Genomic DNA, 20648 nt, shown 5'->3' with positions numbered 1-20648 from the left:
GTAAAACTGTCGTAACAAGACTGCCACGTTGTATCAGTGGTGCTTCTCATCGCGAAGATATATAACCCAGTACGTTAACCCTACCAGCAAACCGCCCCCGATGATGTTACCTATGGTCACAGGGATGAGATTGTCGATGATAAAGTTAGAGATGTTCAGTTCTGCGAATTGTGCCGGTGTTGCCCCGACAGCCTGCCAGAATTCTGGTGTCGCAAAGTTTTTCACTACGATACCTAAAGGGATCATGAACATGTTGGCAATGCTGTGTTCAAAGCCGCTGGCGACGAACATACCCACTGGCAAAATCATGGCGAACATTTTGTCCATCAAGCTACGGCCGGAGTAACTCATCCATACCGCCAGACAAACCATCAGGTTAGCGAGGATCCCAAGACATACGGCTTCGATAAATGTGTGATGCATTTTATGGTCAGCGGTTTGCAAGACATTGAGGCCCCACAAGCCATTATCGACCATGTATTCACCGGAGAACCAAATCAGAGCCACAAAGAACAGGCAGCCAATCAGGTTACCAATATAGACATTGACCCAATTGCACGCCAATTGCCCCCAGGTGATACGACCGCTGGCTTTTGCAATCACGATAAGCACAGTGGAAGTGAACAGGTCAGCGCCACACACTACGACCAGCATCAGACCCAGTGAGAAGCAGATGCCCCCGACGAGTTTTGCAAGACCATAAGGTACGGTTCCGGTGCCTGTGGTGGCGGTGATATAAAAAGCAAAAGCAATAGAAATAAAGACGCCAGCAGTAATGGCTAAAAAGAATGTTTTTAACGGCTGTTTGGTGGCTTTATAAACGCCGGCATCTTCAGCAACTTTTGCTGTAGCGGCGGGTAAAATGAGATCGAAGGGGTTGTCAGCTTTCACATTAACTCTCTTATTCAGGGCTATGCACTGCGCAACGAGATACTAGCAAAGCAGTATAACGTAAAAATTGACGTGGATCATACGAGGCGGTTTTTGGTGGTTTTCGGCGTACTACTGAAGGGGTGGTTTTGGTGTTAACTCATTGAAAATGCTGATATAAAAACATTTTAATTTTTGCAAATAAAGTTGAGGGTGCTCAAAATTATTTTTACTTTCGGGTTAATAATAAGGCTTTAATGTTAATTAATATCACTATTTTTAGTCTGTAAATTTCACTTTGATTTAACCCATAAAAAAATGCATAAAAATAAGTGTCATATTTTTGTCGTAAAAACGCCAAAAGCACATTATTTCGCGCGGAATTACACGTCATTTTAATGGCTGAGTCAAACCTTTGCGGACAAAGAGAGCAGCACATGCGCAGGATCTGCGTTGAATGTATAAATAAAAAAACCAGCAGGAAATCCCGCTGGCTTTAATCAATTCATCATGTCCGTTTGATTACGCTTTCGACCAGTGACGACGTTTTGCGACTTGCAATTTTTCGTATGCGCCAAGCAGCGCCTGGTGGGCTGGCAATGCTTTAAGTTCAGGATCAACTGCAAACAGGCTATGGAAACGAACTTCACCGCTGATAGCTGCAGAAGCATCTTCAACCGCTTTCTGACCGTACATTTTCACGAAGGCGTTGTAGTACTGTGCGGGTTCGCGATCTTCTTCCAGGGACAATTGCAGCAGAGTTTGCAGACAACGGTAATAGTTGTTGCGCTCATCGCTGTAGACGGAAGAGTTGAACTCATGCGCCCATTCAGCCCAGGTCAGCGCCTGATCCAAATCACCACCGGCCAGTGCCAGCATAGATTTCAGCTCACCGACACGCAGCGTGTACCAGCCGTTGTCTTTACCGCTGGCAATGCCCAGCAATTCACGTACGCGGGTGAAGTCATCCAGACCTTCATCATCGAGCTGAGTGATCATCTCAAGATAGGTTTCTTTTGGCAGGTCACTGTCCGGCAACGCCAGCAGTTGGTCACGCAGATGCGCACCCATGCTGTTGTTTGCCAGCAGCAGATCTTCTGCAGGATAGATGTCGGACATGCCCGGAACGATAATGCGGCAGGCATACACGTCCAGATGTTCGTAATCAGCGATATACACTTCAGCATCTTCTTTATCGAAGATAGCCATCAGAGTGGCGAATTCTTCTTCAGTGGTGCCGCTGAAGCTCCAGTCTGCAAACGGATAGTCTGCGTCCTGTTTGAACATATCCCACGAAATCAGACCACTTGAATCGATGAAGTGAGTTTCAAGGTTGGCGTGCTCGGCCACTTCTTCGTCATCGAAGGTCGGTGCAGTGAAGACATCCAGATCTTTCAGGCTGCGGCCCTGCAACAGCTCAGTGACGGTACGTTCCAGTGCCACGCCGAAATCCGGGTGCGCACCAAAGGAAGCGAAACAGGTGCCGTTCGCCGGGTTGAAAAGAACCACACAAATAACCGGATAATTGCCGCCCAGAGAGGCGTCATAAGAAAGAATAGGGAAACCTTCTTCTTCCAGTTTGGCGATGGCTTCAACCACACCCGGATAGCGCGCCAGAACCTCAGCAGGAATTTCTGGCAGGCTGATGGATTCTGCAATGATGCGGTTTTTGACGTAACGCTCGAAGACTTCGGACAGACCCTGAACGCGCGCCTCATTAGCGGTGTTACCCGCGGACATCCCGTTGGAAACGTACAGGTTGCCGATGATGTTCATCGGAATATAAACGGTTTGCAGATCTGACTGACGGGTAAACGGCAGGGCGCAGATACCACGATCAGGATTGCCGGATTGCAGGTCGATCAGATCACTGGCAACCAGTTCTTTCTCAGCGTCATAAAAATCGTGCAGACGTTCATCCAGAATGCCAGCTGGCAGGCTGTCATCTTCCGGCAGCGGGAACCACTTCTCATTCGGATAGTGGACGAAATCGCCATTGGCGATGTCTTTGCCAAGATAGAAATCCGCGAAGAAATAGTTGGTCGACAGACGCTCAAAATATTCACCCAGAGCAGAAGCCAGAGCAGCTTTTTTGCTGGCGCCTTTACCGTTGGTGAAGCACAGCGGGCAGTCGCGGTCGCGAATGTGCACTGACCAGACGTGGGGAACCGGATTCAGCCAAGAAGCTTCTTCGATATTAAAGCCGAGATCGGTGAGTTTTTGTTGGAAGCGGGAAATGGAGTCTTCCAGCGCCGCGTCTTTACCAGGAATAAAAGTTTGCGTCATTGAGTTCACTTTTGAGCGTGCTAAAAACGCGCAATGATACGGGGTTTTGCGTATTAGCTCCATGTATTCGTGTTAAGAATGTAATCGCGTTGTAACGCGCTAAGCTTGTCTGTAAATCCGCGGTCCGTAAGCCGCTGTTTTCACTTCCCGTGAGGCATCTATGCAGGCTTTTGATATCAAACGTATGACACTGGATAAGTTCCCTCTGGAGTATCTGGGAGAGGTAACATTCCGTTGTTTTTTCATCTTTGTAGTGGTGTTTATATTTCTGAAACTCACCGGGCGTCGCGGGGTCAACCAGCTTTCTTTATTCGAAGTGGTGATTATTCTGACGCTGGGCTCTGCGGCCGGTGACGTCACTTTCTATGACGATGTACCTTTGCTGCCGGTGTTTGCGGTCTTCTTCTCCATCCTGCTGCTTTACCGTCTTTCTACCTGGCTGATGGATAAAAGCCGCCATTTTCAGAACTGGATGGAAGGCAAACCGCTGATCATTATTCGCGACGGTATGTTCGAGTGGGAAACCATGGCGAGGGAAAATATTACCAAAGGCGAGTTTTATATGGAGTTGCGCCAAAAAGGTGTCGAACATCTTGGACAGGTCCGGCTGGCTTTTCTGGAAGCCAATGGCGGCCTGAGCGTTTACTTCCGTCAGGAAGACGATGTGGAGCCGGGGTTGCCGGTTTTACCCGAAGATTATATCGATATCGAAACCCTGATGATGACCAGCGGGCTCTATGCCTGCCATCGGTGCAGCCTGATTAAGTCATTCAAAGTAGGTGAAAAAGCCACCTGCCCACGGTGTCAGAATATCACCTGGGTGAGAGCACTGAGCACTGTGCGGGTGTGAACAGATAATCCTGCTAAATCAGCTTTCCAGGGAGTAAATAACCTTGTGACGCAGATCTCAACGCGCTTTATCAGGTCATGAGGAATAACCGTTACAGATGGCTTGTTTCCAATGATAAAACCGGTAAATTAAAGGCAACTATGTGGCTGTCTCAGAGAAGTGGTGAGGGGAAATGACTCAGGTTTATAATTTTAGTGCAGGTCCGGCAATGATCCCGGCTGAAGTGTTGCGTCGTGCAGAACAGGAACTTTGTAACTGGCACGGACTGGGTACCTCGGTGATGGAAATCAGTCACCGCAGTAAGGAGTTTATCCAGGTTGCTGAAGAGTCCGAAAAGGATATCCGTGATCTGCTGAATATTCCCTCGAACTACAAAGTGCTCTTTTGCCACGGCGGCGCACGCGCGCAATTTGCTGCTGTGCCAATGAACCTGCTGGGTGATAAATCCTCAGCCGATTATATTGATGGTGGTTACTGGGCTCACAGCGCAGTCAACGAAGCGAAAAAATATTGCACACCGAATGTTATTGATGTCACGACGACCGTTGACGGTAAACGTGGCATTCTGCCAATGAATGAATGGAAGCTGAATGCAGATTCTGCCTACGTTCATTACTGCCCAAATGAAACTATCGATGGTATCGCTATCGACGAAATGCCTGATTTTGGTGACAAAATCGTCGTTGCGGATTACTCATCCTGCATTCTCTCCCGCCCAATTGATGTCAGCCGTTTTGGTGTGATTTATGCCGGCGCACAGAAAAACATCGGTCCTGCCGGCCTGACACTGGTTATCGTTCGCGAAGACTTGCTGGGTAAAGCGCGCACTGAATTGCCTTCCATTCTTGATTATACCGTGCTGGCTGAGAACGACTCTATGTTCAATACCCCGCCGACCTTCGCGTGGTATTTATCAGGCATGGTATTCAAGTGGCTGAAAGAGCAAGGTGGTCTGCGTGAAATGGAAAAACGCAACCGCGCGAAAGCCGAACTGTTGTATGGTGCTATCGACCGTACCGGTTTCTACCGTAACCCGGTGGCTGCGGAAAACCGTTCGTGGATGAACGTTCCTTTCCAGATGGCTGATGCTTCTCTGGACAAACTTTTCCTGGATCAGGCGCAGGAAGCCGGTCTGCAGGCATTGAAAGGCCACCGTGTGGCTGGTGGTATGCGTGCATCTATTTATAATGCGATGCCGATTGAAGGCGTGAAAGCACTGACCGACTTCATGGCAGAGTTTGAAAAACGCCACGGCTAAGCGTGCTGGCTTTCGGGCCCGCAGAATGCTTAAGTAAGTAGCCTTAAAAATGACCCCGGCTCAATGTCCGGGGTCATTTTATGAAAAGAAGAATTGGAGAAAGAGTGGAATCCCTGACATTACAACCCGTTGCACTGGTTAACGGCAGCATCAATTTACCTGGCTCAAAAAGTGTTTCCAACCGCGCACTTTTACTGGCTGCTTTTGCACAGGGCACTACCCGCCTGACTAACCTGCTCGACAGCGACGATGTTCGCCATATGCTCACCGCACTGACGCAACTGGGCGTTACGCATCGTTTATCGGCGGATCGTACCGAATGCGAAATTGATGGTCTGGGCCACGCTTTTTCCAACGCTAAAGGTCTGGAACTTTTTCTGGGCAATGCGGGCACCGCAATGCGTCCGCTGGCTGCGGCGTTATGTCTGGGCGAACAAGATGTCGTGCTGACCGGCGAGCCGCGCATGAAAGAGCGTCCGATCGGTCATCTGGTGGATGCACTTCGTCAGGGCGGCGCGCAGATTGATTATCTGGAGCAGGAAAATTATCCGCCGCTGCGTCTGCGCGGTGGTTTTAGTGGTGGCGACGTCAGTGTTGATGGCAGCGTTTCCAGCCAGTTCCTGACTGCGCTGTTAATGACAGCTCCGCTGGCAGACAACGACACGACGATTCAGATTAAAGGTGATCTGGTTTCCAAACCTTATATCGACATTACCCTTAACCTGATGAAAACCTTCGGTATTGAAGTGGAAAACCACCAGTATCAGAAACTCAGTATTAAAGGTCGTCAGCAATATGTGTCCCCGGGTTCTTATCTGGTCGAAGGCGATGCGTCTTCCGCGTCCTATTTCCTGGCCGCAGCTGCGATCAAAGGCGGCACGGTTCGCGTGACCGGTATCGGTAAAAACAGTATGCAGGGCGATATCCGTTTTGCAGATGTGCTGGAAAAAATGGGCGCAACCATTCACTGGGCTGATGACTACATTGAATGTACCCGTGGCGAGCTGAAAGGCATCGACATGGACATGAACCATATTCCAGATGCCGCGATGACCATTGCTACCGCCGCATTGTTTGCCGAAGGCCCGACGACGCTGCGTAATATCTATAACTGGCGCGTTAAAGAAACCGATCGTCTGGCGGCAATGGCGACAGAATTGCGTAAAGTCGGTGCGACAGTGGAAGAGGGCGAAGATTATATTCGCGTTGAACCGCCAAAATCACTGAAGTTTGCCGAGATCGGAACCTATAATGATCACCGCATGGCGATGTGTTTCTCGCTGGTGGCGTTATCGGATACGCCGGTGACTATTCTGGACCCGAAATGCACGGCGAAAACATTCCCGGACTATTTTGAACGTCTGGCAGGAATCAGCACTCTGGCATAGTCTTTCACTGTGAATGCCACTGAGCGAACGGACATCAATCACACGATGTCCGTTTTTTTGTTTTCAGGCTCAGAACCGTCCGCTTTTTAGGCAACTGAAAATTGTGGGGTAACAGTTGTCGTAAAGGCAGCGTATAATGCCGCTCCTGAATTAGTCCTGTGAGACTAATGAAGCGGGTATACCCCACCGAAAGGAGACAAAAATGACGGCTTTAGCCCCGGTAATCACCGTTGATGGGCCAAGTGGTGCAGGTAAAGGTACGTTGTGCAAGGCACTGGCCGAAGCCTTTAACTGGCATCTGCTCGATTCCGGCGCGATTTACCGCGTATTAGCGCTGGCGGCTTTGCATCATCAGGTTGATATTGTCTCAGAAGAGGCGCTCGTTCCGCTTGCCGCACATCTCGATGTTCGTTTTGTGGCTCAGGATGGGCAGTTACACGTTATTTTAGAAGGTGAGGATGTTACCAACGAAATCCGCACCGAAACAGTTGGGAATACGGCGTCTCAGGCGGCGGCATTTCCCCGCGTTCGTGAAGCATTATTGCGCCGGCAGCGCGCATTCCGCGATACACCGGGCCTGATTGCCGATGGTCGAGATATGGGCACCGTGGTTTTCCCTGATGCCCCTGTAAAGATATTTCTGGATGCCAGTTCCGAAGAGCGTGCAAACAGAAGAATGCTACAGTTGCAGGAAAAAGGCTTTAGTGTTAACTTTGAACGGCTTTTAGCCGAGATCAAAGAACGCGATGATCGTGATCGTAATAGATCTATTGCGCCTTTAGTGGCTGCTTCCGATGCGTTATTGCTGGATTCAACCAGCATGTCCATCGACGAAGTCATCGAAAAAGCGCTGGCTTATGCCACAGAAATTCTAGGATTGCCGCAAAAACAAACCCGGTAATCGAGCCGTAATCTGGTGCTGAAGAATATTCAGTGCCAGTTTTGGCTATAGTTTTTTTTAACCTCGCCGCAAGGATCTGTAGCGGGGCATTTGAAACAACCCCATCCAGCAGGAAGCCAGATGGACGTTAAACTTAAGAACCTAAAGATTATCAACATGACTGAATCTTTTGCTCAACTCTTTGAAGAATCCTTAAAAACAATCGAAACCCGTCCTGGTTCCATCGTTCGTGGTGTTGTTGTGTCAATCGACAAAGATATCGTACTGGTTGACGCCGGTCTGAAATCTGAGTCTGCAATCCCGGCAGAACAATTCAAAAACGCACAGGGCGAACTGGAAATCCAGGTTGGCGACGAAGTTGATGTTGCGCTGGACGCTGTTGAAGACGGCTTCGGTGAAACTCTGCTGTCCCGTGAAAAAGCTAAACGTCATGAAGCTTGGATCACGCTGGAAAAAGCTTACGAAGAATCTGCAACTGTTACCGGTGTTATCAACGGTAAAGTTAAAGGCGGTTTCACTGTTGAGCTGAACGGTATCCGTGCGTTCCTGCCAGGTTCACTGGTAGACGTTCGTCCTGTTCGCGACACGCTGCATCTCGAAGGCAAAGATCTTGAGTTCAAAGTCATCAAACTGGACCAGAAACGCAACAACGTTGTTGTTTCCCGTCGTGCAGTAATTGAGTCTGAGAACAGCGCAGAGCGCGATCAGCTGCTGGAAAACCTGCAGGAAGGCATGGAAGTTAAAGGTATCGTTAAGAACCTCACTGACTACGGTGCATTCGTTGATCTGGGCGGCGTTGACGGCCTGCTGCACATCACTGACATGGCTTGGAAACGCGTTAAGCACCCAAGCGAAATCGTTAATGTCGGCGATGAAATCACTGTTAAAGTCCTTAAATTCGACCGCGAACGTACCCGTGTGTCACTGGGTCTGAAACAACTGGGCGAAGATCCATGGGTCGCTATCGCTAAACGTTACCCAGAAGGTACTAAACTGACTGGTCGCGTTACCAACCTGACTGATTACGGCTGCTTCGTAGAAATCGAAGAAGGCGTTGAAGGTCTGGTTCACGTTTCTGAAATGGATTGGACTAACAAAAACATCCACCCATCTAAAGTTGTTAACGTGGGCGATGTTGTTGAAGTTATGGTTCTGGATATCGACGAAGAACGTCGTCGTATCTCCCTGGGCCTGAAACAATGCAAAAACAACCCATGGCAGCAATTCGCAGAGACCCACAACAAGAACGACCGTGTTGAAGGTAAAATCAAGTCAATCACTGACTTCGGTATCTTCATTGGTCTGGACGGCGGCATCGACGGCCTGGTTCACCTGTCTGACATCTCCTGGAACGTTGCAGGCGAAGAAGCAGTACGTGAATACAAAAAAGGCGACGAAATCGCAGCTGTGGTCCTGCAAGTTGACGCAGAACGTGAACGTATCTCCCTGGGCGTGAAGCAACTGGCTGAAGATCCATTCAATAACTACCTGTCTGTTAACAAGAAAGGTACTATTGTTACTGGTAAAGTCACAGCAGTTGACGCCAAAGGTGCTACAGTTGAATTAGCTGGTGGCGTAGAAGGTTACCTGCGCGCTTCAGAAGCTTCTCGCGACCGTATTGAAGACGCAACTCTGGTTCTGAGCGTTGGTGATGAAGTTGAAGCTAAATTCACCGGTGTTGATCGTAAGAACCGCGTAGTAAGCCTGTCCGTCCGTGCTAAGGACGAAGCAGACGAGAAAGATGCAATCGCTGTTGTTAACAACAAACCAGACGAAAGCAACTTCTCTAACGCTATGGCTGAAGCGTTCAAAGCGGCAAAAGGCGAGTAATGACGGGGGGCAACTCTGTTGCCCCGAAACGGTAGTTTAGCTGCAAAGCTTGGAGGTACTATGACCAAGTCTGAACTTATTGAAAGACTTGCTGGCCAGCACTCTCATATCCCGGCGAAAGCTGTTGAGGATGCAGTGAAAGAGATGCTTGAGCATATGGCTGCAACCTTGGCTGATGGTGAACGCATCGAAATCCGTGGGTTTGGCAGTTTTTCTCTTCACTACCGTGCTCCGCGTGTTGGGCGCAACCCTAAAACGGGTGATAAAGTTGAGCTGGACGGCAAGTATGTTCCTCACTTTAAACCAGGCAAAGAGTTGCGTGATCGCGCGAATATTTATGGTTAAGGCTTTGGCCTGAACATAAATGTCTGCCTATAGCGAACGTAAACGGTACCCTTCGGGGTGCCGTTTTTTTTGCTTTTATTACTGATAATTAACCCTTCATAACCCGTCTCCCTTCGATATTTTGCGTAATGTCCCGCATTGATACTGTCTTCTGCTTGTCCATCATTCGCCTGAAAATCATACTCCGGCACGGAAAGCCACCGAAGGTATTGGTGGTTAAACGGAAGGGTGTGAAAAATAAAAATCTCAACGGATGAGGCCGCGGCAGCCGTCATAACCGGCATGTTGCCACTGATATTTCTCCCACAAATACCTTCTGCGGGTGTTCTGACGGCTTTATGTGGTCTCGCCTGGTATTTAGCCGGAGGAAAGCAAAAAGTATTAAGGATATCTGCGATCGCATTGCTCAGTTTCAGCTGGGGGGCTTTTCAGGGAGGACTTCAGATACAGCAGATAAATGCATTTCAGGGAGCGTCCAGAAACGTGACAGCAACTCTGCAAACCATCAATCTTGGGAATGCCAGTGAACAATCTCAGTATCTCAAAATTGAAAAATTTGAAGGCCGGAGAATCTTCCCACCTCTTATGTTCAGGACAAAGTGGCGTGAGGAAGCGGAAAGTCTGCAGGCCGGTCAGCGCTGGCAGCTGAAGGTCAGCTTGCGTCCTGTTCATAGCCTGCTCAACGAAGGCGGTTTTGACGCTCAACGTTGGGCCCTTTCTCAGCATGCTCCTATGACCGCGACAATCCGCAGTGCAGTGTTGCTTGATAATAACAGCACCCTTCGTCAGCAATTTATCAGGCGGGTACAGCTGGGGATGCCGCAGCTGGAAAATACGCCAGTGTTAGTGGCATTGGCTTTTGGGGAGAAAGGGCTGATTCAGGGACCGGAAAAACTTTTGTTGCAGAGAACCGGGATCGCGCATCTGGTGGCTATATCAGGGCTGCATATTGGTATTGCCGCCTTGTTTGGCTGGTGGCTGGCGCGTGGTCTGCAATTTTATCTGCCGGTAAGAATGATTGACTATCGCTTCCCGTTAATAGTGAGTGGGGCATTTATGCTGACCTATGCCTGGCTGTCGGGTGGGAATGCACCGGCTATGCGAGCTGCGCTGGCGGTATCAATGTGGCCGACACTTCGTTTTTTTCGCATCCGTTGTCATCCATGGCAGATTTGGCTGTGGGGAGTGGCTCTGCTACTGCTTTTAGACCCCATGAATCTTCTGTCAGACAGCTTTTGGTTATCCTGTTTTGCAGTGGCCTCGCTGGTGTTTTGGTTCCAGTGGGCGCCACTTCCAGCACGTTTCCAGCATGCCTGGTATTGGTCATTCTTGCGTTGGGGTCACTTACAGACGGGCATGACACTTCTTCTTTTACCGATACAAATTGCTATTTTTCAGGGAGTTAATGCTTATTCTTTTTTGGCTAATATGTGGGCGGTGCCGGTTGTTTCACTGATCACCGTGCCTTTAGTTTTGTTGTCCTTACTCACAAATTTGCTGCCAGCGGGCTGGCTGATTAATGCGAAAATTATTGTCTGGCAACTCGCTGATTCATCGCTGAGTCTGGCCATGTGGGGGGTAAAACCTTTTGCCGCGGGCTGGACTCCGCTTGGTGAGTCGTTTCTGGTGTTTAGCCTTTTGGGGTGGCTAATAATTATTTGCTGGCGCCTCATTCCTGTTAAACACTCTTTTTCACTTGTACTTTCTTTGCTCGCTCTTTCGGTGACCTGGTTTCTCAGGTTCCCGCCGGAAAGATGGCGGATCGATATGCTGGATGTCGGTCATGGTCTTTCAGTCCTCATCAGCAGAAACGGAAAAGGGATTCTGTATGACACTGGTAACAGATGGGAAGGGGGTTCAGCTGCTGAGCAGAATATTATTCCGTTCCTGAACCGACGAAATATTCAGCTTGAGCAGATAATTATCAGTCACAACGACATGGATCACCGTGGCGGACTGGAGTCATTACAAACCCGGTATCCCGATGCCCGGCTTCGGGAAAACTCAATATCGGGGCACAGCCATTTGCAATGCATTGCTGGTGAGCAATGGCGCTGGCAAGGGCTGATGTTCAACGTGCTGTGGCCTGAGCGGCAGGTCGCTGATGCGGGAAACAACGAAAGTTGCGTCATTCGCGTCAGTGAAGGGGCATTTAGTTTGCTGCTGACGGGAGATATTGAAGCGGAAACAGAAAAGGCTCTCATCATGAAATGGCGTCAGGGTTTACAGGCGACAGTGCTACAGGTACCCCACCATGGAAGCAATACATCGTCGACTCCGCCCTTCCTGAGAACGGTTAAACCTGTTACTTCACTCGCTTCTGCTTCCCGTTTCAATAAATGGCATCTGCCTGCGCATAAAGTTGTTAGCAGATACAACAAAGCGCGCTATGACTGGCATTCGACGTCTGAATCAGGCCAGTTGAGCCTGTTCATTTATGATGATTATTGGACAATTAAAGGCTTACGCGAGCAATTAATCCCACGTTGGTATCACCGTCAGTTTGGAGTATCAGTAGATAATGAGTAGAATAGACCGCTATTTCTTTCGATGCTGGTTGATATTGCATGATGAACGATAAAGATCTCTCCACATGGCAGACATTCCGCCGCTTGTGGCCGATGATCACACCTTTTAAAGCCGGGCTTATCGCTGCGGCTGTTGCTCTGGTCGCTAACGCCGCCAGTGATACTTTCATGCTGTCCTTGCTCAAGCCGCTGCTGGATGACGGTTTTGGTAAAGCTGACCGCTCAATTCTTCTCTGGATGCCACTGGTTGTTATCGGCCTGATGGTCGTTCGTGGTATCAGTGGCTACATTTCCAGCTACTGCATTTCATGGGTGTCGGGCAAAGTAGTGATGCATATGCGCCGCCGTCTGTTCGGCCATATGATGAGAATGCCGGTCGCTTTCTTTGACCAGCAATCTACCGGTACCTTGCTTTCGCGCATTACCTATGATTCAGAACAGGTCGCATCCTCCTCCTCCAGTGCGCTGGTGACAGTCGTACGTGAAGGCGCGTCGATCATTGGTCTGTTTATCATGATGTTCTATTACAGCTGGCAGCTGTCGGTGATCCTGTTAGTGATTGCGCCGATTGTTTCTGTTGTTATTCGTGTGGTGTCTAAGCGCTTCCGTAATATCAGTAAGACGATGCAAAACACCATGGGGCAGGTAACAACCAGTGCCGAGCAGATGCTTAAAGGCCATAAAGAAGTGTTGATCTTCGGTGGTCAGAAAGTTGAAACCGCGCGTTTTGATAAAGTCAGTAACCGCATGCGTCAGCAAGGTATGCGTATGGTTTCTGCTTCCTCAATTTCCGACCCGATTATTCAGCTGATCGCTTCTCTGGCTCTGGCATTTGTATTGTATGCGGCGAGCTTCCCGTCTGTTATGGAAACGCTCAGCGCTGGTACCATCACTGTCGTGTTTTCTTCCATGATTGCCCTGATGCGTCCGCTAAAATCTCTGACTAACGTCAACTCTCAGTTCCAGCGCGGTATGGCTGCCTGCCAGACTCTGTTCTCCATTCTGGATATGGAACAGGAAAAAGACGAAGGTAAACTGGAAGTTAAACGCGTTAAAGGTGACGTGGAATTCAAAAATGTGACTTTCACTTATCCTGGGCGTGATATTCCCGCACTGCGTAATATCTCCTTCGACTTGCCAGAAGGTAAAACCGTTGCACTGGTGGGACGTTCCGGTTCCGGTAAATCGACCATCGCGAATTTGCTGACACGCTTCTATGACATTCAGGAAGGTAAAATCCTGATGGATGGACATGATTTGCGTGAATATACCCTGTCGTCATTGCGCGATCAGGTGGCACTGGTTTCCCAGAACGTCCATTTGTTCAACGACACCATTGCCAACAATATCGCCTACGCCCGAACTGATATGTATTCCCGCGAAGAAATCGAGAAAGCGGCCACCATGGCGTATGCGATGGACTTTATCAGTAAAATGGACAAAGGGCTGGATACGGTCATTGGAGAGAATGGCGTTCTGCTTTCAGGCGGTCAGCGTCAGCGTATTGCTATTGCACGTGCCTTGTTACGTGACTCGCCAGTTCTGATCCTCGATGAAGCAACCTCTGCGCTGGATACTGAGTCTGAGCGCGCAATTCAGGCTGCGCTGGATGAATTGCAGAAAAACCGTACCTCACTGGTTATCGCTCACCGTTTATCGACTATCGAGAAAGCGGATGAAATCCTGGTTATTGAGGATGGGTGTATCGTGGAACGTGGTTCACACGCGAAACTTCTCGAAGAACGTGGTGTTTACTCACAACTCTACCGGATGCAATTCGGGCAATGATTGATCGCATCTGGTCAGGGAAATCACCGTTATATTTGTTACTCCTTCCGCTGGCCTGGCTTTACGGATTGATCTCAACTCTGATCCGTTTTAGCTATAAAGCGGGGCTGAAAAAAAGCTGGCGGGCTCCGGTGCCCGTCGTGGTGGTCGGGAATCTGACTGCCGGGGGTAACGGCAAAACGCCGGTGGTCATCTGGCTGGTTGAAACGCTGCAACAGCATGGTTTTCGTGTCGGTGTGGTTTCACGCGGGTATGGCGGAAAAGCGGAAAACTATCCGCTGCTGCTATGCGAAGAAACTTCAACGGCACAAGCGGGCGATGAGCCAGTGCTGATTTTTCAGAGAACGGGGGCACCGGTTGCGGTGTCTCCTGTTCGCTCTGATGCAGTAAAAGCACTCCTTGTGTCACATGAACTGGACGTGATTATTACCGACGACGGTTTGCAACATTATGCTCTTGCGCGTGATGTTGAAATTGTAGTGGTTGATGGCATAAGACGCTTCGGCAACGGGCACTGGTTACCGGCGGGACCGATGCGGGAGCGTCGTTCACGGTTGCGCTCAGTTGATGCTGTGATCACTAACGGTGGCACAGCACAATCAGGTGAGTTAGCAATGATCCTGCAGCCTGGAAAAGCCATCAATCTGCTGACCGGTGAGCAGCGTGATCCGACCTCACTACAGAATGTTGTCGCAATGGCTGGCATCGGGCATCCGCCACGTTTTTTTGCGACGCTGAAACAGTTGAACGTGAACGTGCAAAAAGAAGTCGCATTTTCTGATCATCAATCCTATACGCTGGATAAGCTTTCAGGCGTTGCACAATCCGGGCAAGCTCTTCTGATGACGGAAAAAGACGCGGTAAAATGTCGCTCATTTGCTCAGCCCGACTGGTGGTATCTGCCGGTTGACGCAAAGATTGAAGGAGTTCTGGCCGAGAAATTACTGCAAAAAATCAGCGATCTGATACTGAAAAACATCCGCTGAACGCGGAATTTTCATTAAAATTCACATTATGATTTAAAATTTACGTAAATATATAATCTCAAAGTGACTGATTTTAAAGGTTTATATTTAAAATTACTGTTTTCCTGAAAATAATTACGTTAGGTGTCTTGCTATCAGGCAGCACTTATGAGTAAATGCACACAGCCTGTGTTGCAGCGCTATTTATGTATGAGTGTAGAGTAAAGCAGTTCCTCCCAGACGTTATCTCTTTCCCGATGATTCCGCTTCCAAGACGAACCTTCTAAGTCCTCCCCATAAGTAATTGTCTGAACTATTGGCCAACATTGCCGAATGGCAGGATTTTATATTTAGTAAAAAGGTTTTAAATATGTCTAAGAAAAATGGTCAGGTTAAGTGGTTCAATGAAAGCAAAGGTTTTGGTTTTATTGAGCAAGCTGATGGCGGCAAAGATGTATTCGTACATTTTTCTGCAATCGCAACTGATGGTTTCAAAACTCTGGCTGAAGGCCAGCGTGTAGAATACACCATTCAGGACAGCCCGCGCGGTCCGGCTGCTGCCAACGTTATTGCTCTCTGATAAGAGGCTGGCGTGGTGATATAAAACAACGTGAATCGTGATTTATATCAGCAGAATAAAGCCCGCCCCATGGCGGGTTTTTAGTGCGAAGAAGTCAGTTAGGTTTCAATACCTAACAAAAAAATATAACAGTAAAAATAATCGTTAAATAATTCGCTCATTAGAGGTTTTTTATAAAAAAATAACTTAGAAATGGGCAAACGCATCCGAACAATAATAAAAAAGTGTGTTCATGGATGCCCAAAATAAAGGATAGAAATTATGATGTTACAAATGGGTTTAGTTAAATGGTACAACCAGGCTAAAGGCTACGGTTTTATTTGTCCGCTTGATGGTTCTTCTGAAATTTATGTTCAGCGTACTTCCATCGCGAATACCGGAAATAAATCCCTCAGCGCTGGCCAGAAGGTCGAATTCACCACTTATCGCAGCGTAGCACATGGCCCTTCCGCGGCTGATGTTATTGCGTTCTGAGTCTGGTTTTTGTTGTTCCCCGTTGAGCTGAATTTTACGCTCCGGTAAAAATATGCTATCGGTATCCACAGTCTACTTGCTGCCCTGGATACCGATATGTCTCACCCGGTTATATCTCTCGCTTCAGCCCGCACCCTGCATTTATCTGCGCAAAACCTCCTAAAACCCGTTACCCGCAAACCGTCTGCTGCTGATGTTGTGCAGGCCATCCGTGATATGGGATTGCTGCAAATCGACACTATCAGTGTGGTGGCACGTAGCCCTTATTTGGTTCTCTTCAGTCGCTTAGGTCACTATTCTCCGCAATGGCTGGAAGAAGCGCTTTTCGGCGGAAAAATCTTTGAATATTGGGCGCATGAAGCCTGTTTTATTCCCAGCGAAGATTACGGATTATTACGTCACCGTATGCTGAATCCGCAGGGAATGGGCTGGAAGTTTTCTCAGGCCTGGTTTGATGAACATCAGTCAGATATACAGGCATTGCTGGGACATATTGCTGAAAACGGTCCCGTACGCTCGGCAGATTTTACCGCAGATAAAAAATCAGCCAGTGGCTGGTGGGACTGGAAGCCTCACAAAAAGCATCTGGAAACGTTGTTCACCTCGGGAAAACTGATGGTATCTGAACGGCGTAACTTCCACCGGGTTTACGACCTGGCCGAACGCGTAATGCCTGACTGGGATGATGCCAGCCAGACCCTTGATCAGGGCGTAGCGGAATATCAGATGCTGCGTCGCTCGGCGCAATATCTCGGCATCTTCAAACCGGAATGGCTGGCGGACTACTACCGTCTTAAGCGTGTGAATACCAAAGCCGTTATTGCACAATTGCTGGCTGATGAGGAAATCACACCCGTTGAAGTGACAGGGCTTGAGGGTATTTTTTACGTTCATCAGCAACAGTTTTCTTTGTTACAGCAAGCGACTGAATCACGAATTTGCTCAACCGTCACTACACTGCTTTCACCATTTGATCCGGTGGTGTGGGATCGCAAACGTGCATCGGTGCTGTTTAATTTTGAATACCGGATTGAGTGCTATACGCCGGAGGCAAAACGTCAGTATGGCTATTTCACGCTGCCAATATTACAGCGAGGCGACCTGATTGGACGTGTGGATGCCAAGATGCATCGTAAAGAAAAAATTCTGGAAGTGAAAAGTCTGCATCTTGAACCGCAGAGCACAATGACAGCCCGACGTGCGCAGGATGTTCACGGTGCAATTACGCGATTTGCGCAGTGGCAGGGAGCTGAAAGGGTGTTGACTGGAAATGTGCCGGAGACACTGATGGCGTTTTGGAGTACTGACTGGCAGGTTTAATTCGCATAAAAGTCATCCCGCAAAATGAAACGGCTGCGTCAAGGCAGCCGTTATTTCACGATGATTGCAGGTGTTACTACAGTCTTATTGACTGAAGTTAGCGAACATTGCGATGATTTTGTTAATGGTTTTCATTTTCGAGCTCTTATTGTGGGGTTGATAGTGTGACTTGCATCACAAAAAAATTGTACTCCCACAAAATCTGCAACGCAATCGCTCCATGATGAAATTTTTCATTCACATTGAATTAACTTTTAAGAAATTCCTGCGGGCGAACTGAGGATTAACGGGTAGCGGGGGTTATGCTATCCTCTGGGACCGCTGTCTTATGTATTCCAATGTTTTTTGCGTTACACCTTGCCGAAAATGCAGTGTATTCGCCTCCGGGAGGAACTTATGGATCATCGTTTACTTGAAATCGTTGCGTGCCCTGTCTGCAACGGCAAGCTCTACTTTAATAAAGAATCACAGGAACTGGTATGTAAGGCAGACAGTCTGGCTTATCCGGTCCGTGACGGTATCCCTGTATTATTAGAAAATGAAGCCCGTCCGCTATCTGTTGATGAGACGCATCCATGAGTTTTATTGCCATTATTCCGGCCCGTTTTGGGTCAAGCCGTTTGCCGGGTAAGCCGCTGGCGGATATCAACGGTAAACCGATGGTTGTGCATGTGATGGAGCGCGCCCTCGAGTCCGGGGCGAAAAGAGTGATTGTTGCGACCGATCACCCCGATGTAGCGAAAGCCGTCGAAGCGGCAGGTGGTGAAGTCTGCCTGACCCGTCCTGACCATGAGTCCGGTACTGAACGTCTGGCTGAAGTGATTGAGTTATGTCAGTTTGCTGATGATGAAATCATCGTTAACGTGCAGGGTGACGAGCCCCTGATCCCGCCGGTGATCATCCGTCAGGTGGCCGATAATCTGGCGAAAAGTGAAGCCGGTATGGCGACACTGGCCGTGCCTATCGAAACCGCGGAAGAGGCGTTCAACCCGAATGCTGTGAAAGTCGTTCGCGATGCACGCGGCTATGCGCTGTATTTCTCACGTGCAACTATTCCGTGGGAACGTGAGCGTTTTGCCGTTTCTAAGGAAACTGTCGGGGATACTTTCCTTCGCCACATTGGCATTTATGCTTACCGCGCAGGGTTTATCCGCCAGTATGTAAAATGGGAACCGAGCCAGCTTGAGCATATCGAACTGCTCGAACAGCTGCGGGTACTGTGGTACGGTGAAAAAATCCACGTTGATGTGGCGAAAGCCATTCCGTCGGTGGGTGTGGACACGGCAGAAGATTTAGAACGCGTGCGCGCAATCCTGGGTCATAAATAAAACCTACGCGCCAGCAATAATAAGACGGAATGTCCCGGCATTCCGTTTCTACATTTCTACCTTTCCCTGCGTTTTGCGCGACATCTTCCTTTTTCTGCCCTCATTATCCGGTTTTTGTTTGATCTGAAACGGGGTAATCCATCACTGAAGCTTTCATCATAAACGTTAACTTTTTCGTCACTGCGAACATGTTATGGAACAGCTAAAAGCCGAATTGAGCATCGTGTTGGGCGAGCGTTTGTCCCGACTGGAATGTGTGAGTGAGCAGCCTTATGCCCATCTTTTTTCCCTTTATGATGAGCAGGGTTACGCCATGCCTTTGCTGGCGAAAAGTTTTGTTTGTCAGGGTATCGCCGGACAGGAAGCCTATAAATTGTCGATGCTGGCGAGAGAAGGTGTGGTACGGGTTCCGACGGTCTACGGCATGGTCACCACGCACCAGAAACCTTATCAGGAAATCCTGCTAATTGAGCGCCTGCGCGGCGTTTCAGCGGAAGCCCCGACACGTACGCCGGAACGCTGGAAAATATTACAGGAGCAAATTGTCGAAGCTATGCTGGCCTGGCACCGAATCGACAGTCACGGCTGCGTCGGTTCTGTTGACAGCACGCAGGAAAATCGTTGGGAAAACTGGTATCCGCAAAGAATAGAAGTGCTGTGGGCAACGTTAACGAATTTGCAGGCACCTGATCTGACGCCGGAAGACCGCACGCTGCTGTTTCGTTCCCGTGCCTGTATCCCCGCGCTGTTTGAAGATTTTGACGACACGCCGGTGCTGGTTCACGGCAATCTGTCGTTACGCAGTATGCTAAAAGACCCGCGCAGCGATCAGTTGCTGGCGATGATCAATCCCGGACCAGTGCTGTGGGCACCACGTGAGTTTGATTTGTTCCGCCTGTGGGAAAAAGGGATGAGCGAGCAGTTGCTGTTCGGCTATCTGCATAAAGCGCCGGTTTCTGAAAGCTTCCTTGCCCGCCGCTGGATGTATCTGGTGTGGGAGTCTGTTGCGCACATGATCCACACCGGCAAACTTGATCGCCGCCAGTTTGATTTTGCACGGCAACAACTGCTGCCGTGGCTTAACTGAGCTGACTTAACTATTTCGTTACGGGCGCGGGTGATGTCATCCATTGCCATAAGCGCCCCAGCGTTTCGTACCATGCCCGCTCGCTGTGCGATAAGAACAAGGCCTGTGGCAGCGCACGTTCCCACGGATTAAGCGGGGAATCGATCGCCAGCTGATTCGCCGGTGCGGGGATCGGATGCAATCCCTGCTGCCGGAAAAACACCATCGCCCGAGGCAAATGATTTGCTGACGTCACCAGCACGAAAGGCTGGTCAGCTATCAGTGCTTTCACTTCCAGTGCTTCCTGATGCGTATCTCTGGGTTTATCGAGCAGGATAATATCGCTATCAGGCACTCCTAAACTTTGCGCCACTTTTCCGGCCACGGCGGCACTGCTGACCGGATTTGTCATCGCCTGCGCACCGGTAAAAATCATTTTTGAACCCGGATTTGCGCGGTAAATACGGATACCTTCCGTCACACGTGGCAGACTGTTGCTGATGAGATTAGAACTCGGTGCCCAGTCCGGGTTGTAGGTATAACCGCCACCGAGAACTACCACAAATTTAACCGGCGTATGCCCCGTGACCTGATAAGTCGGATACCCGGTTTCAATCGGGCGCAGAAGACTGTCCGCGACCGGCTGTATACTCAGCAGCAGTAAAAGCAGCCAACTCAGTAAAAAAAACACTTTCCCTGTTTTTTGCCAGCGGGTCATCCACAACAAAACCAGTGCAACCGCCATGATGACCAGAATAAAGGGCAGCGGCAATAACAGGCCACCGAAGGTTTTTTTTAGGATAAATAACATCAGAAACCGGTCCTTTTGGGTGAAAAAACGACATCCGGGCATGAATCCGCGTCAGGATGA

18 protein-coding genes are annotated in these 20648 nt (G+C 49.1%); 15 read left to right on the top strand and 3 right to left on the bottom strand.

The genetic code is table 11. The features are described 5' to 3' along the window. Positions 1–33 precede the first annotated feature (33 nt). Together focA and ycaO are read right to left on the bottom strand one after the other, a co-directional pair. Entirely contained in the window at positions 34–891 is an 858-nt protein-coding gene (gene focA / locus CKQ54_RS17150) for a formate transporter FocA (RefSeq protein WP_120161210.1), read from the bottom strand. 501 nt (positions 892–1392) lie between these two features. Continuing rightward, positions 1393–3156: a 30S ribosomal protein S12 methylthiotransferase accessory factor YcaO gene (ycaO, locus tag CKQ54_RS17145; protein WP_120161212.1), complete on the bottom strand. Its 1764-nt coding sequence runs from the start codon at positions 3154–3156 to the stop codon at positions 1393–1395. Between the two features lie 160 nt (positions 3157–3316). Here ycaO and CKQ54_RS17140 point away from each other — a divergent pair, with 160 nt between their 5' ends. The 15 genes from CKQ54_RS17140 (at position 3317) to CKQ54_RS17065 (ending at position 19798) form a co-directional block, all read left to right on the top strand. Next, positions 3317–4006 (top strand): DUF421 domain-containing protein, encoded by a 690-nt coding sequence (locus CKQ54_RS17140; protein WP_120161214.1) that lies wholly within the window; start codon positions 3317–3319, stop codon positions 4004–4006. A 172-nt stretch (positions 4007–4178) separates the two neighbouring features. Next, positions 4179–5264, top strand: coding sequence for a 3-phosphoserine/phosphohydroxythreonine transaminase (gene serC, locus CKQ54_RS17135; protein ID WP_120161216.1), 1086 nt, complete (start codon positions 4179–4181; stop codon positions 5262–5264). A 104-nt stretch (positions 5265–5368) separates the two neighbouring features. Continuing rightward, positions 5369–6652 carry a 3-phosphoshikimate 1-carboxyvinyltransferase gene (gene aroA, locus CKQ54_RS17130; protein WP_120161217.1) on the top strand — a complete coding sequence of 428 codons (1284 nt, stop codon included), beginning with the start codon at positions 5369–5371 and terminating at the stop codon, positions 6650–6652. A gap of 202 nt (positions 6653–6854) precedes the next feature. After that, on the top strand, positions 6855–7553 hold the full coding sequence (cmk, locus tag CKQ54_RS17125) for a (d)CMP kinase (protein WP_112287348.1): 699 nt from the start codon (positions 6855–6857) through the stop codon (positions 7551–7553). A gap of 156 nt (positions 7554–7709) precedes the next feature. After that, positions 7710–9383: a 30S ribosomal protein S1 gene (gene rpsA / locus CKQ54_RS17120; protein ID WP_095925166.1), complete on the top strand. Its 1674-nt coding sequence runs from the start codon at positions 7710–7712 to the stop codon at positions 9381–9383. Positions 9384–9443: 60 nt separating this feature from the next. Next, positions 9444–9728 (top strand): integration host factor subunit beta, encoded by a 285-nt coding sequence (gene ihfB, locus CKQ54_RS17115; protein WP_013574835.1) that lies wholly within the window; start codon positions 9444–9446, stop codon positions 9726–9728. A 282-nt stretch (positions 9729–10010) separates the two neighbouring features. After that, positions 10011–12257, top strand: a complete 2247-nt coding sequence (locus CKQ54_RS17105) for a DNA internalization-related competence protein ComEC/Rec2 (protein ID WP_120161221.1) — start codon at positions 10011–10013, stop codon at positions 12255–12257. A gap of 38 nt (positions 12258–12295) precedes the next feature. Continuing rightward, on the top strand, positions 12296–14044 hold the full coding sequence (gene msbA / locus CKQ54_RS17100) for a lipid A ABC transporter ATP-binding protein/permease MsbA (RefSeq protein ID WP_120161223.1): 1749 nt from the start codon (positions 12296–12298) through the stop codon (positions 14042–14044). Continuing rightward, entirely contained in the window at positions 14041–15030 is a 990-nt protein-coding gene (gene lpxK, locus CKQ54_RS17095; protein ID WP_120161225.1) for a tetraacyldisaccharide 4'-kinase, read from the top strand. Before msbA ends, lpxK begins: the two co-directional genes overlap by 4 nt. A gap of 349 nt (positions 15031–15379) precedes the next feature. Then, positions 15380–15589 carry a transcription antiterminator/RNA stability regulator CspE gene (cspE, locus tag CKQ54_RS17090; RefSeq protein ID WP_013574839.1) on the top strand — a complete coding sequence of 70 codons (210 nt, stop codon included), beginning with the start codon at positions 15380–15382 and terminating at the stop codon, positions 15587–15589. A 261-nt stretch (positions 15590–15850) separates the two neighbouring features. Beyond that, a complete protein-coding gene (locus CKQ54_RS17085; RefSeq protein WP_112287352.1) occupies positions 15851–16063 on the top strand; it encodes a cold-shock protein in 213 nt (70 codons plus the stop codon). A 96-nt stretch (positions 16064–16159) separates the two neighbouring features. After that, entirely contained in the window at positions 16160–17383 is a 1224-nt protein-coding gene (locus CKQ54_RS17080) for a winged helix-turn-helix domain-containing protein (protein ID WP_120161226.1), read from the top strand. 396 nt (positions 17384–17779) lie between these two features. Beyond that, positions 17780–17962 carry a Trm112 family protein gene (locus tag CKQ54_RS17075; RefSeq protein ID WP_056771818.1) on the top strand — a complete coding sequence of 61 codons (183 nt, stop codon included), beginning with the start codon at positions 17780–17782 and terminating at the stop codon, positions 17960–17962. Then, positions 17959–18711 (top strand): 3-deoxy-manno-octulosonate cytidylyltransferase, encoded by a 753-nt coding sequence (kdsB, locus tag CKQ54_RS17070; protein WP_112287354.1) that lies wholly within the window; start codon positions 17959–17961, stop codon positions 18709–18711. Before CKQ54_RS17075 ends, kdsB begins: the two co-directional genes overlap by 4 nt. A 193-nt stretch (positions 18712–18904) precedes the next feature. Continuing rightward, the gene (locus CKQ54_RS17065; RefSeq protein ID WP_120161228.1) at positions 18905–19798 is read left to right on the top strand and encodes a YcbJ family phosphotransferase; all 894 of its coding nucleotides are present in this window, start codon (positions 18905–18907) and stop codon (positions 19796–19798) included. Between the two features lie 10 nt (positions 19799–19808). Here the strand turns inward: CKQ54_RS17065 and elyC are convergent, their stop codons facing one another. Then, positions 19809–20588, bottom strand: coding sequence for an envelope biogenesis factor ElyC (elyC, locus tag CKQ54_RS17060; RefSeq protein ID WP_120161230.1), 780 nt, complete (start codon positions 20586–20588; stop codon positions 19809–19811). Between the last annotated feature and the right edge of the window lie 60 nt (positions 20589–20648).

The organism is Rahnella variigena (genome assembly GCF_003610915.1).
Lineage (GTDB): Bacteria > Pseudomonadota > Gammaproteobacteria > Enterobacterales > Enterobacteriaceae > Rahnella > Rahnella variigena.
This window is presented reverse-complemented; position numbering and strand designations above follow the sequence as displayed.